The following is a 12,835-nucleotide window of genomic DNA, read 5'->3' on the forward strand; positions in this document are numbered from 1 at the left end:
CTAAGCGGATAGACCTGAATTGAGGAGAATTTGGGGCAAGAACGAGCGGTATCTGGGACAAATCACCTTAAAATCAAATAGGCTGGCGACAATGCAATTATAAGACGAGGACTGCCGCCAATCCGGCACAAGTTAAGGGCGTTTGGTGAATCATTGGGCCAGCCGCATAGACCCCTTCAGCGGTTCAGAAGATTTTGCCGGGGTTCATGATATTGTTCGGGTCCAGCGCTGTTTTGATGGCCCCCATGACAGACACCGCCTCCGGTCCCAGCTCACGCGTAAGATAGGGCTTTTTGCCCTGCCCGACCCCGTGCTCCCCGGTGCAGGTCCCATCCAGCGAAATCGCCAGATCATTCAGCCAGCTGACATATGCCTTGGCGCGGTCCACCTCTGCGGCATCCGCCATATCCAGCATCAGGCTGGCGTGGAAATTGCCATCCCCTGCGTGCCCGACAATGGGGGCAATCAGGTTCATTTCACGCGCTTTGACCTCTGCCGCCTCAACAGCCTGCGCCAGTTTGGAGATCGGCACACAAACATCCGTGGCAACGCCTGCGCGCCCTGGATGCTGGGCCAACATCGCCCAATAGGCATCATGCCGCGCTTTCCAAAGCTTGTTGCGCTCCTCCGGCGTGCTGGTCGCGACATACCCTGTCCCGCCGAACTCAGCGGCCAATTCTCCGAACACCTCTGATTGTTCGGCAACACCATTTTCGGTTCCGTGAAATTCCAAAAGCAGCAGCGGCGTTTCTGGCAGGGTCAGGTTTGAATAGTTGTTCACAGACCGCACCAACAGCGCGTCCAAAAGTTCAATCCGCGCCACCGGCAAGCCATATTGGATCACCGCCATCACCGTTTCAGCCGCCGCCGCGACGCTGGGAAAGGAACAGCGCGCTGCGGCCATCGCCTCGGGTATGCCCTGCAAGCGCAGGGTGATTTCCGTGATGATGCCCAACGTGCCCTCAGACCCGACCATCAGCCGGGTCAGATCATATCCAGCCGAGGTTTTGCGCGCGCGCCGCGCGGTCCGCATGATCGAGCCATCGGCCATCACCGCCTCAACACTCAGCACATTGTCCTTCATGGTCCCGTAGCGCACCGCGTTGGTCCCAGACGCGCGTGTCGCGGTCATCCCCCCAAGGGAGGCGTTTGCGCCGGGATCAATGGGAAAGAACAATCCCTGATCACGCAGGTGCGTGTTCAGATCTTCGCGGGTCACGCCGGGCTGCACGCGGCAATCAAGATCGCTTGCGTTGACCTCCACCACTGCATTCATCTGGCTCACATCAACGGAAATACCGCCAATGGGGGCGTTCACATGTCCCTCCAAGGACGTGCCCGTGCCATAGGCAATGATCGGCACCTGGTGGGTCGCGCAGACTTTGACGATCTCAGACACTTCTTGCGTGGATTGGGCAAAAACCACCGCGTCGGGCAGTTGGTTTTCAATCCACGTGGTCGTGTGGCCATGCTGTTCTCGGATCGATTGCCCAGTGTGCAAGCGGTCTCCAAACTGCTGTTTCAGCACGCCCACTGCGGTTGCGATGCCCTGTTCGTTGCGTGCCAGCGTGCCACCATCTGCCATGCGTCTCTCCCCTACCGTTCCGGCTGACCCTATGTTGTGCGGCGCGCCGCGTCAGCCCCTATTCCCCGTATGCAATGCCTTCGCGGCGCGGATCGGCACCCCCTTGCAAGCCATCCCCAATCGCGATGACATGCAAACCAGAGGTCAACGGACGCACCGCCACCTCAAACCCCATGTCACCAAGCGGTGTCTCCAGATCAGTGGCAGCGGTGCCCTCCTCCAGATCGTAGGTGCCGAACCGGTTGACCGCATGGGGCAGCATCACCGCCTCTTGCGGATCAAGCCCCCAATCAATCATCGCCACCACCGTCTGGGCCACATACCCAATGATCCGGCTACCACCCGGGCTGCCCAGAGCGATCACCGGCGCACCATCCTTCATCACAATCGTCGGGGCCATCGACGACCGGGGCCGCTTGCCCGGCTCAACCCGGTTGGCAATCGGCACCCCGTCACGGTGCGAGCGGAAGGAGAAATCGGTCAGCTCATTGTTCAGCAAAAATCCTCCGACCATCTGGCGCGACCCAAACGCGTTTTCGATTGAGGCGGTCATGCTGGCCACATTGCCCTGCGCATCCACGATGGAGACATGCGAGGTGGATGGCAGCTCAAGACTTTCATCATCCGCCCAGTTCAGACTGTGATCAAAGGCCGGGTTGCCCGGTGCCACTTCGCTGAGCGCCTGATCACCCTCCAGCACCCCCGCGCGGGTGGCCATGTATGCGGGATCCAGCAGCCCATCAACGGGCACCGGCACATAGTCACTGTCCGCCAGATACCGCCCCCGATCGGCAAAAGCCAACCGGCTGGCATCGCCCATCAGGCGGCGCACGTCAGCCGCTTGCGGCCCTGCAGAAAGGTCATATGCATTAAGCGCGCCCAGAATTTGGCCCACAGCCACCGCGCCAGAGGAAGGCGGCCCCATTCCGCACACCTCATGCCCCCGGTAGGGGGCGCAGACAGCGGCGCGCTCTTTGACCTGGTAAAGCGCCATGTCCAATTCCGACAACAGGCCCGGATTACGCGCGCCCTGCACAGTGGCCACGATATCTTTACCGGTCTGCCCGCCATAAAACGCCCCCGCCCCTTCTGCCGCAAAGGCGCGCAGGGTTTCGGCATAGGCGGGGTTTTTCAACACATCACCCGCTTGCAGCGCCGCACCTTCAGGCAGAAAATACGCAGCCGTCACCTCAGATGAGGACAGGCGCTCTTGATCGCGGGCCACAAGCCCGGCCAACCGGGGCGAGACGATGAAACCGGCCTCCGCCAGATCAATGCCGGGTGCCAGCAAGCCTGCCCAGTCCTGATTGCCCCAGCGGGCATGAACCTCTGCCAACAAGGCAGGGGTGCCGGGCGTGCCCACCGAACGTCCGCCGACAACCGCATCAAAGAACTTCAACGGCTGGCCTTCTGCATCTTGAAAAAGACGCGGGGTGGCGGCCATGGGCGCAGCCTCTCGGCCATCAAGCGTGGTAAGCTGGCCGCTGGCCGCATCATACCAGACCAGAAATCCACCGCCGCCCAAGCCAGAAGATTGCGGCTCCACCAGCCCAAGAACAACCTGAACCGCAACCAAAGCATCCGCAGCCGTGCCGCCTGCTGCCAACACATCCGCCCCCGCTTTGACCGCATGAGGGTTCGCAGCCACCACCATCCAGTTCTGCGCCGTGACCGGCTGACCTGCCTCTTTGGCGGCCTGCGCCTGGGCGAAAACGGGTGGCATCGCGTCAAAGGCCCCAACGCTTGCGGCCTCTGGTTGCACACCATCTGCGGCCTGTTGCGCCGCCCCCGCGCCTGCCAAACCACAGAAAATCAAAGTCATGAAATGGCGCATTTTGGTCCCCTTTCGAAGGGTAAGATTTATCGGGAGCGGTGCCTTTGGAATGCGGGAGAACGCACCGTTACAACATGGACGGCACAACCTGATCAGGGGGCCGGTGACCGTCGTCAAAGGTTTTGATGTTGATGATCACTTTCTCGCCCATCTCCAGACGCCCCTCCAGCGTGGCTGATCCCATATGCGGCAACAACACCACATTGGCCAACTCTCTCAGACGGGGGTTAATCTCTGTGCCGTGTTCGTAAACATCCAGCCCCGCGCCCGCAATCTCGCCTGTGCGCAGCATCCGGGTCAGGGCATTTTCGTCGATCACTTCGCCACGTGAGGTGTTCACAATCACCGCGTCAGGCTTCATCAGCTTCAGCCGCCGGGCGTTCATCAGATGAAAGGTTGAGGGCGTATGCGGGCAATTGACGGAAATCACATCCATGCGCGCCACCATCTGATCAAGGCTTTCCCAATAGGTGGCCTCCAACCCGGTTTCGATCTCAGGATGCAACCGCCGACGGTTGTGGTAATGCACCTGCATCCCAAAAGCCCCTGCCCGTTTGGCCACCGCCTGACCAATACGCCCCATCCCTAAGATGCCCAGCCGCCGCCCGCTGACGCGCCCGCCCAACAAAGCGGTGGGTGCCCAGCCGGTCCATTCGCCTTTTTGCATTTTGGCCATGCCTTCAGACATCCGCCGCGTCACGCTAAGGATCAGCGCCATCGTCATGTCTGCGGTGTCATCGGTCAGCACGCCCGGAGTGTTGGACACCAGAATACCGCGCTGACGCGCGGTGGAGACATCAATATTGTCCACCCCCGCCCCGTAATTGGCAATCAAGCGCAGTTGGTCCCCCGCCTGACCGATCATGGCCGCATCAATCTCATCGGTGACCGTCGGCACCAGCACATCGGCGTTTTTCATCGCTTGCGTCAGCTCCGTGCGGGTCATCGGGACGTCATCCAGCCGCAGCTTCACATCAAAGAGCTCTGAAAGCCGGGTTTCGACCGCATCGGGCAACCGTCGCGTGACGACAACACTCAGGCGTTTCTTTGACATTTGGGTCCTCCCAGACTTGGCCTTCTGTCCTCTGCCCGCCATGGTGTCTTATGCAGGCGCAAGGCACAAGAACCCGCGCCGCAAAAGAGCAGAAGTTTAGGCAGGCCACTGGCATGTTTCGTATGGGTCTTAGGGGCGCCGCACTGGCGCTGGTGATGATCGTGGGTTTGCCCGCGCCTTTGGCGCGCGCCAATGACGTGGGCCCGGTGACCAACCTGCCGCTGCCGCGATACGTTTCCATGAAGGCCGCAGAGGGCAACGTGCGCCGCGGCCCCAGCCTGACCCACCGTATCGATTGGGTCTTCAAACGCCGCGACATGCCGCTCAGGATCACCGCAGAACACGGCCACTGGCGCCGCGTCGAAGACCGCGATGGCATGGGCGGCTGGGTGCATTATTCGCTGCTCTCTGGCACCCGCACGGTGTTGGTTGAACAGGACATGTTGACCCTGCACGCCCGCCCCGATCCTCAGGCCCCGGTGGCGGCTGCGCTGGAAGCGGGCGTGGTGGCACGGTTGGGCGATTGCACGCTGGAATGGTGCGAGCTGCGCGCAGGCGGCTACCGCGGTTGGGCCCCCAAGGTGCGCATGTGGGGCGTGAGCCCTGATGAGCTGCGCGACTAGGGCAATCTGTCTTTGCGCTGTTGCGCATTAGGGCGGGCCAGCGGTCGTGCGTTTCTGATTTTAGGTGAGATTTAAGGGGGACTGACCCGAGGGGCCGCCCCCTTTGAGCATGAGTTGAACGCTGGTGTTGGGGACCATGCTGGTGTTTGGTTTGAGTTATAGAGGAAAGATGAAGCTGGGGGTGCGCTGCCCTCATTTGGGGCTGCGCGATTGGTTTAGGTGAGTGGTTTTTTGTTTTTGACATAGGGGGCGTTTACACCCCTTGGATGAACACGTTGATGCGGCGGGCAAGGTCCGGGCCCACGTCCTCTTGCAGGAAATGGCCTGCGTTGGGCAGGATCTGGTGATCTTGGCCTGCGGCACCGGGCATGAGTTTTTGAAACACTTTTTCTGCCCCCGCCATGATCTTATCATCGGCACCAAAAAGCGTGAGCACCGGCAAATCCAGGCCCTGCAAAACCTCCCATGCGGCCCGGTTCGGCCCAGCGGCAGGATCATCTGGCGACGCAGGCACCAGCATCGGAAAACGGCGCGCGCCGGCTTTGTAGCGATCATCGGGATAAGGCGCGTTATAGGCGGCAATCTCAGCTTCTGTGAGTTTTGTTGTGGTGCCACCGTGCACGATCCGGCCTGCGTTGAAATCCTCAACCGTTTGGCTGTACGCGCGCCATCCTTCAAAGGCGGCCCCCAGCTTTTGATCCCCCGTCGGCAGGCCGGTGTTACCGACAACAAGGCGGGCAAAACGCGCAGGCTCAGCCGCCAGCAGGCGCAGCCCGATCAGCCCGCCCCAATCCTGACAAAAGAGCGTGATGTCTTGCAGATCCATCTGCCGCAACGCCGATAGCATCCAATCCACGTGGCGCTGATAGGTATAATCATCCTGCTCAGTTGGTTTGTCTGAGCGGCCAAAGCCAATCAGATCCGGGGCAACAACCCGGTGGCCTGCGGCCAGAAGCGGCGGGATCATGTGACGGTAGAGATAGCTCCACGACGGCTCACCGTGCATCAAGAGCACAGGTGGCGCGTCTTTTGGGCCTTCGTCGATGTAGTGCACCCGAAGGCTGCCGCCTTCGGTGTCATCCACTGTCAGATAATGCGGCGCGAAAGTGTAATCCGGCAGGGCTTCGAAACGGCTGTCATCGGTGCGCAGGAATTGCATGATCTGGTCCTTTCGGTCAGGTTGTCTGAAACCAAAAGGGTACGAGGTTCTTTCATGCGCGCAATCACCTATTCCGCATTCGGCACGGCAGAGGACGTTTTACGTTACGTTGAACTGCCGGATGTGGTGCCTGGCCCCGGGGAGGTGCAGGTTGCGCTGCAGTATTCAGGTGTGAACCCGTCAGATGTGAAATCCCGCATGGGACGGCCTGGCATGGACCGGCCCGTCTTTGATCAGATCATCCCCCACAGTGATGGCGCAGGTGTGATCACAGCAGTGGGTCCAGGTGTGGATGCCGCCCGCAAAGGCCTGCCGGTATGGATTTGGAACGGTCAGTGGCAGCGCCCCTTTGGCACCGCCGCCAGCCAGATCACCTTGCCTGCAGAAATGGCTGTACCGTTGCCCGCTGAAATCAGCGCCCAAACCGGTGCCGTGCTGGGCATTCCCGGCCTTACCGCAGCCGAGGCGGTTCTGGGCGGCGGTGAGATCAGGGACCAGACCGTATTGATCAACGGCGGCGCTGGCACCGTGGGGCTGTTGGCGGTGCAATTGGCCAAGTGGGCCGGGGCCAAGGTGATTGCCACCTGCAGCACGCGGGATTTTGAGCGTGTGAAGGCGGCAGGCGCGGATGCGGTTATTGATTACGGTGCCGCAGATGCAGCCCAGCACATCCTAGCGGCCAACGACGGCGCGCTGATCCCAACGGTGGTTGAGGTGGAGTTTGGCGTCAATATCGCGCTTGATGCAGAGGTTATAGCCCCCAATGGGCGGCTTGCAGTCTACGGATCAGCCAAGGACATGACACCGGCGCTTCCGTTCTTTCCGCTGCTGTTCAAAGCCGTCACGATCGACATTATCCTGATCTATCTCTTGCCCCTGGCAGAGCGGCAAAAACGCATCATCGCGCTGCATGATGCTTTGAGCGCAGGCGCGTTGACCTGCCCGGTTGAGCAGATCTTACCGCTTTCAGAGGCCGCTGCCGCACACCGTGCCGTTGAAGCAGGCGGGCGCAGCGGGGCGGTTTTGCTGGATTGCCAGACCTAGGGCGAAATGCACGAGTGGTGGTTTAGAACGCATCATGGAATGCAAAGCACCCTGACATTCGACAGGTCCGGTGCGGCGGGCGCATCTCCCGGCGGCGATCTCAGCGCCTCTTACCGGTGCCTCAGCTAAAAACAACTGCCAGACACGCGCCGTGGCTTTACTTGGCAGGCGCGCTCCTCCTAGGTTGAAGGCATTCAACCCAATGGATTTTCCGATGCGCCTTTTTATCCTTCTGTTGTGCCTGACACTCCCGCTTTCAACCTTTGCCCAAAGCACCGATCAACCCACCGGTGCTATCACCGTCGAAGACAGCGCCACCGCCGATGCCGCCATCGCCAACCGCATAAGGGACATCCTGGGGGAGCTGGAAGGCTATGACGATGTCAGCGTCACGGTCTCTTCGGGGATTGTGACCCTGCGGGGCACCACATTGGATGCCCCGACCGCCGCTCGGCTGAATGAACTGGTGGGCCGCGTGCAAGGCGTGGTGGCCATCGAAAACGAGGTGGTTGAGACCACGGATGTGGTGGAGCGGCTGAACCCCGCCGTTGACCGGTTTCTGGCCCGCAGCACGCAGCTGATTGCCTTTCTGCCCTTGGCGTTGATCGCCTTTGCGGTGTTTTTGCTGGTGGTCTGGTTCGGCTTCTGGCTGGCGCGGCGGCAAAGGCTCTGGGACAGGCTGTCGCCCAACGCCTTCATCGCAGACATCTACCGCCAGATCGTGCGGCTGATTTTCATCGTCGGCGGCTTGGTCATTGCCTTGGACATCGTCGGGGCCACGGCGCTGCTGTCTGGTATTTTAGGGGCGGCTGGTATCGTCGGCCTGGCCATCGGTTTTGCGGTGCGCGACACGGTTGAGAACTTCATCGCCTCAATCATGCTGTCGATCCGCCAACCCTTTCGCCCCAATGACACCGTGGAGATCAACGGCGACACCGGCAAAGTCATCCGCCTGACCAGCCGCGCCACGATCTTGCTGAGCTTTGATGGCAACCACATCCGCATCCCCAATGCGACCGTGTTCAAAAGCCGCATCGTCAACTTTTCGCGCAATGCCGAACGCCGCTTTACTTTCGCGCTCTGCGTGGCCGCAGACGCGGATCTGGATCAGGCGAGGCATCTGTCCGAAGACACGCTCAGAGCGCTGCCCTTTGTGCTGAAAACGCCAGAGGCGTCGGTCTGGGTGGAATCAGTTGATGATTTCTGGATCACGCTGTCGATGGCCGCATGGATCAATCAAAATGAGACCAGCATCGTGCTGGCCCGTTCTGAGGCCATCCGCCTGACCCAAGCAGCCCTTGATCACGCAGGCCTTGCTGCCCCGGTCCCAACTTACCGGATCGAAAACCTGCACGGCAATGCGCTCACCGCACAAGAACCACCTGCCACGGCGTCAAAACCGGCAACGTCCCCCCTGCCCCGGTGCAACAGGTGGATGCGACAGAGGAAAAACAGCTGGAGCAAATCGTCGACCAGGAACGCGCGGAACTGGCCCGCAACGATCTGCTGAATTTGAATGCATCAGAAGAGTAGGTTTTTTGGCATTGGGGTCTTGCACTGCGACGAGCAGAGACGTAATACCCCCACACGTTGGGATGTAGCCAAGTGGTAAGGCAACTGTTTTTGGTACAGTGTACCGTAGGTTCGAATCCTACCATCCCAGCCACTTCTTCCTTACATGACCATTGATGCGCCTGAGTGATGCTCTCGTGCCAGAAATGCCCCCGAAAATGCCCCTGTTCGAGCAATCGACAGAGTGGGTAACTCCCGACACATGATCACGGACGGAAACGGGTACAACGGGTGTTATGGGAGTTGTCCCTTTCGGGGTTGCCCAGAGCCGTCCCCGTGAGGACAGCTCTGAGCTATAGTTAGGTTAGGCGACTAAGCGGATATTATAGCCGGGTTGCTTATCGATGGCGTAATCGTAACCATCAGGTCCCGTTACGCGTCCCCGGTGGACAGTGTAGCCCGGCTTTACCCAGATGGAGCGGGCGTAGTCTTTCCCGCCCCACTTAGCCTTCTCCAACTGCCAACCGAGATCGGGCATCATGTGACTGAGGCGATTGGGATTGATACGGAGATCTTGGAGAATTCCGATCAGTTTTCCTTGTGGGATCGCACCGCGACCATCGTCCTCTAACTTCTCCGAAAGCTGTTGTTGCAACGTCTCTCTTGAAGTGCTTTTGATCTGTTTCATGACAGGAGTATCGATTTTGGAGGTATTTAGAGCCTTCGGATTGAAGCCTTCGGACTGCTTTCGCTGCATCAGAGCGTTGTAGACCTTGGCGATGTTCTCGGGATTGCCCATCCACTCGTAGAACTCCGTCATGAACTTGGCGAACTCATCGGCGTCCGGTCCGGAAGCATGCCCGTTATGCCCCATATCGATCACGTGGAAGCGACGATCATTGCCTTCGATCCACTGGGGAAGGTGATTGGTCGTAAAGACAAAGCAGCAACACTGCTTGGTCTTCTCGATGTCCACACCTTTACGTTCAGCTGTTGCATCCTCTTCGGTGATCAGAGTCTTCAGAGCGTTGCCTTGGTTGGACGTCGGCTTCAGTTTCAATTCCTCCAGCACCAACAACTTGCTGTCGAGAAGGGGCTTATTGAACCTCCCGGTGATCTGGGTGACGCCGTTCATGGCATGCGTGTTGGCTCTGCCGAACAGCTGTGTCGTGACCTGACAAAGCGTACTCTTACCAGTGCCCTTTTCCCGAGAGTACAGAAGAGGCGCAAAGCCTGGCTTCTGAGCCTCGTTCTGCAGCGACCAAGAAAGCCAGTCCGAGGAACAGGATCAAGTCGGCCTCATAGATGAAGGTCTTCTTAAGGAACCTGATGAACATGCTCATATCCGCGTCCTTCACACTGAGGAGCCGATACTCAGGCTGCTGCCAAGTGTTGATCGTTGCCATGTACCGACCACGCAATACGCGATTGTTGTTGCATGGAGCGCAGCGTGTCATGCCATCCCACAACGCGATCGAGTGTGTTGCGCTATCCGAGAAAACCCGATTGATGATCTTCTTAACCGTTTCCGGGCGCTCATGCTCGAAAGGGAAGTCGTCTTGAATGATCCGCTTGGCAATGGTGACCGCATCACCGTATTTCAGCTTACGTCCAAGATGATCGACATGCAGGTACTTGTCTTCACTCTTCACGAACTGACCAGCTACGGCCTCACTGACGGCGCTAATCGACAGGTCCTCATTTTTCGAAGAGGAAGGTGATTTTCCTTTGGTGGCCTCCTTTTGAGTGTCCAGAATAACATTTGTGCTTTCCTTTTTATTATCAATATCTTGATCTTTCATTTATAAAATTCCTTACAATATGCTCGGAGCCGAAAAATCTTGTATATCTGTTCGATCTTCAGCCCCGAAAAACAGATGACGGCTCGGACAAAAATTGAGTCGTCGAGTTAATGGGATTGCGGCCATGCCGCTAAGCCAGTGCTTTGTAGGGAAGTGAGCTTACACTCGCAGGCCAATGCCTAATGGGAGTCAAACCTCTACGCATAGTGAAGCGACAATTCAAGAGCCAGAATCCAGAAACTACGCCCGCTCCATCTGGGTAAAGCCGGGCTACACTGTCCACCGGGGACGCGTAACGGGACCTGATGGTTACGATTACGCCATCGATAAGCAACCCGGCTATAATATCCGCTTAGTCGCCTAACCTAACTATAGCTCAGAGCTGTCCTCACGGGGACGGCTCTGGGCAACCCCGAAAGGGACAACTCCCATAACACCCGTTGTACCCGTTTCCGTCCGTGATCATGTGTCGGGAGTTACCCACTCTGTCGATTGCTCGAACAGGGGCATTTTCGGGGGCATTTCTGGCACGAGAGCATCACTCAGGCGCATCAATGGTCATGTAAGGAAGAAGTGGCTGGGATGGTAGGAGACCTTCCCTTCCGATCCTGTTCTTGGGCTTAGCGGAGGCAGTCGGGAAAAGGGGGCACTTTTGGGGGCATTTTTATGATGATGACCACAATTCCCGGGCGGTAGTTGGGGCCCTCAAAAGGGGTGGCTTTCGCCGGTGCTGTCAGACGCCCAAAAAGAGCGTCCGACCCGAGATTCAGAGACAGCGGCTTCACCGCTGCTTCACCCCTAGCTAGGACCTTTCGTTGAGAGGGGCACGCACTGGGGCCTACACGGGTCCAGCGGGTGGAACGGGTGTGGGGATACCCAGTCTGGGGAGCCTGACAGGGCCTCTATCTAGGGTAATCCATGGTAAGAGATCATCACTAATAGAAAGAACAATAATAACAGAACGTAAGGCAGGTGCAGGGAGCGGCACACAAGACTGGCAGTGATGGACCACAAACTACCGCCACCCGTAACACCCGTTCTCCCCGTTCGGCAGGGGGCGGGAAGTCGGGGGATGGGAGTAGGATGAGGCTTCAAGGGCAGAGCGGGGATTGGGAGCTCGCAGGTAAACTGCTTGGGCCTCCAGAAACAGTACTGATCCGGGCGCAAACCAGCTTTGCCAATGGAGGTTTCGACAGCGTTTGCGCAGCATTCATTTCGGGCAGTCCAGCAAACTTGGCACCCGTTTCGGCAAGCCAGCGGAGTTCCTGCGGCATAACTGATTACTGTTGTCACCTAGGTTGGAAAGCGGTGAGCGAGATCATTCAATTTCAATACCTCTCGAAAGCGCCTCTTCTTTCAGAAGGTCCTCAATTTGGCCCTGGTTTGCGTTGTTGCCCCTTTCTGATTAAGGGTTAGTAGCGAAATTCAAGAAGGTCTCTCTCTTTAGGGTTGGTCTAAAGGATGTACGATCTGCACAAGCAACCTGTAACACGGAAATGCATTACGCTGCTTGGCAACTTTCAAGGAAAGGGTGGAATGTCATGCCGACGGCTCGCAACGCTAAAGGTAGTGACCTATTCTGTGCGAACGATGATTAAACGGTCAAAGGTGCAGATTTCGCGAGCGACTAGCATAGAGAATAGAAAATTGCATACCAGAGATCCACTAGTTCCCACTGCGTTTTTGAAGCGCGGCTACAGTTGCTTCAAGTGTTGCCAAACGCGTGTCAAGTCGCTGTTTCTCCCAATGCTTCCACTGTTCGTCGGCGTATTTTTCTGCTTCTTTGCGGTTCTTTTCGTGTTCTTTCTGGTTCTCCCGTTCAAAGGCCTGATCTCTTTTTTCCCGAATATCCAGTCGACGTTCTGTCGCTTTTTGCCGCTCCCAACTGTCTTTTTGTCCCTGCTCGAACTCCCGCATCATCTTGCGTTGGTGTACTTCCAGCAGCTTCTCAAGGTCTTTGCCCTTTGTCAGACTATCAGCAAGGACCTTGCCGCGTTCCTCCACAAACTTAACACGGCGCTCCAAATCGCCTTCGAATTTCAGTATCTGCTTCAGCTGTTTTTCAATCGCAGAAAGGCGCTTTTCGATGTCCTTGCCAGACTGTCCCACTTCAACTCCTCCAAAGCTCTGTTTTCAATGCATTTTCCACCAAAACGGTGATATTCTAAGGGCCCAAGCCGTACCTGCCAAGAGACGACTAAGTGATAGAGGTCTCCACCTAC

General features: G+C 58.0%; 10 protein-coding genes and 1 tRNA gene. 4 read left to right on the top strand and 7 right to left on the bottom strand.

The window, feature by feature from the left end; genetic code table 11:
- Window positions 1-184: 184 nt before the first annotated feature.
- The 3 genes from ACZ1HM_RS16535 to ACZ1HM_RS16545 form a co-directional block, all read right to left on the bottom strand.
- Entirely contained in the window at window positions 185-1,585 is a 1,401-nt protein-coding gene (locus ACZ1HM_RS16535; protein ID WP_472743750.1) for an FAD-binding oxidoreductase, read from the bottom strand.
- A 58-nt stretch (window positions 1,586-1,643) separates the two neighbouring features.
- The gene (gene ggt, locus ACZ1HM_RS16540; protein WP_472743751.1) at window positions 1,644-3,419 is read right to left on the bottom strand and encodes a gamma-glutamyltransferase; all 1,776 of its coding nucleotides are present in this window, start codon (window positions 3,417-3,419) and stop codon (window positions 1,644-1,646) included.
- Window positions 3,420-3,486: 67 nt separating this feature from the next.
- Window positions 3,487-4,473, bottom strand: a complete 987-nt coding sequence (locus tag ACZ1HM_RS16545) for a 2-hydroxyacid dehydrogenase (protein ID WP_472743752.1) — start codon at window positions 4,471-4,473, stop codon at window positions 3,487-3,489.
- A gap of 155 nt (window positions 4,474-4,628) precedes the next feature.
- On the opposite strand from ACZ1HM_RS16545, the gene ACZ1HM_RS16550 reads away from it, so the two are divergent.
- The gene (locus ACZ1HM_RS16550; protein WP_472744647.1) at window positions 4,629-5,096 is read left to right on the top strand and encodes an SH3 domain-containing protein; all 468 of its coding nucleotides are present in this window, start codon (window positions 4,629-4,631) and stop codon (window positions 5,094-5,096) included.
- 253 nt (window positions 5,097-5,349) lie between these two features.
- Here ACZ1HM_RS16550 and ACZ1HM_RS16555 read toward each other — a convergent pair whose 3' ends face one another.
- Complete coding sequence (locus ACZ1HM_RS16555; protein WP_472743753.1) at window positions 5,350-6,255, bottom strand: haloalkane dehalogenase; 906 nt, start codon at window positions 6,253-6,255, stop codon at window positions 5,350-5,352.
- Window positions 6,256-6,309: 54 nt separating this feature from the next.
- On the opposite strand from ACZ1HM_RS16555, the gene ACZ1HM_RS16560 reads away from it, so the two are divergent.
- From ACZ1HM_RS16560 to ACZ1HM_RS16570, 3 genes are all read left to right on the top strand, one after another.
- Window positions 6,310-7,299, top strand: coding sequence for an NADPH:quinone reductase (locus ACZ1HM_RS16560; RefSeq protein ID WP_472743754.1), 990 nt, complete (start codon window positions 6,310-6,312; stop codon window positions 7,297-7,299).
- 214 nt (window positions 7,300-7,513) lie between these two features.
- A complete protein-coding gene (locus ACZ1HM_RS16565; RefSeq protein ID WP_472743755.1) occupies window positions 7,514-8,809 on the top strand; it encodes a mechanosensitive ion channel domain-containing protein in 1,296 nt (431 codons plus the stop codon).
- An 81-nt stretch (window positions 8,810-8,890) separates the two neighbouring features.
- Window positions 8,891-8,965: transfer RNA gene (locus ACZ1HM_RS16570), tRNA-Gln, on the top strand.
- 210 nt (window positions 8,966-9,175) lie between these two features.
- On the opposite strand, the gene ACZ1HM_RS16575 is transcribed toward ACZ1HM_RS16570, so the two are convergent.
- The 3 genes from ACZ1HM_RS16575 to ACZ1HM_RS16585 all read right to left on the bottom strand — a co-directional run bounded on the left by ACZ1HM_RS16575 (window position 9,176) and on the right by ACZ1HM_RS16585 (window position 12,722).
- Window positions 9,176-10,069, bottom strand: coding sequence for a primase-helicase family protein (locus tag ACZ1HM_RS16575; protein WP_472744648.1), 894 nt, complete (start codon window positions 10,067-10,069; stop codon window positions 9,176-9,178).
- Window positions 10,002-10,613, bottom strand: coding sequence for a hypothetical protein (locus tag ACZ1HM_RS16580; protein WP_472743756.1), 612 nt, complete (start codon window positions 10,611-10,613; stop codon window positions 10,002-10,004). The genes ACZ1HM_RS16575 and ACZ1HM_RS16580 overlap by 68 nt, the downstream gene beginning before the upstream one ends.
- 1,665 nt (window positions 10,614-12,278) lie before the next feature.
- Entirely contained in the window at window positions 12,279-12,722 is a 444-nt protein-coding gene (locus ACZ1HM_RS16585; RefSeq protein WP_472743757.1) for a hypothetical protein, read from the bottom strand.
- Window positions 12,723-12,835: the final 113 nt, after the last annotated feature.

The sequence above is a fragment of the Sulfitobacter sp. GN1-4 genome, assembly GCF_055693825.1.

Coding starts and splice junctions, on each gene's coding strand:
- ACZ1HM_RS16580 (WP_472743756.1), bottom strand. CDS start 10,613: ATGAAAGATCAAGATATTGATAATAAAAAGGAAAGCACAAATGTTATT.
- ACZ1HM_RS16555 (WP_472743753.1), bottom strand. CDS start 6,255: ATGCAATTCCTGCGCACCGATGACAGCCGTTTCGAAGCCCTGCCGGAT.
- ACZ1HM_RS16565 (WP_472743755.1), top strand. CDS start 7,514: ATGCGCCTTTTTATCCTTCTGTTGTGCCTGACACTCCCGCTTTCAACC.
- ggt (WP_472743751.1), bottom strand. CDS start 3,419: ATGCGCCATTTCATGACTTTGATTTTCTGTGGTTTGGCAGGCGCGGGG.
- ACZ1HM_RS16545 (WP_472743752.1), bottom strand. CDS start 4,473: ATGTCAAAGAAACGCCTGAGTGTTGTCGTCACGCGACGGTTGCCCGAT.
- ACZ1HM_RS16560 (WP_472743754.1), top strand. CDS start 6,310: ATGCGCGCAATCACCTATTCCGCATTCGGCACGGCAGAGGACGTTTTA.
- ACZ1HM_RS16535 (WP_472743750.1), bottom strand. CDS start 1,585: ATGGCAGATGGTGGCACGCTGGCACGCAACGAACAGGGCATCGCAACC.
- ACZ1HM_RS16550 (WP_472744647.1), top strand. CDS start 4,629: ATGATCGTGGGTTTGCCCGCGCCTTTGGCGCGCGCCAATGACGTGGGC.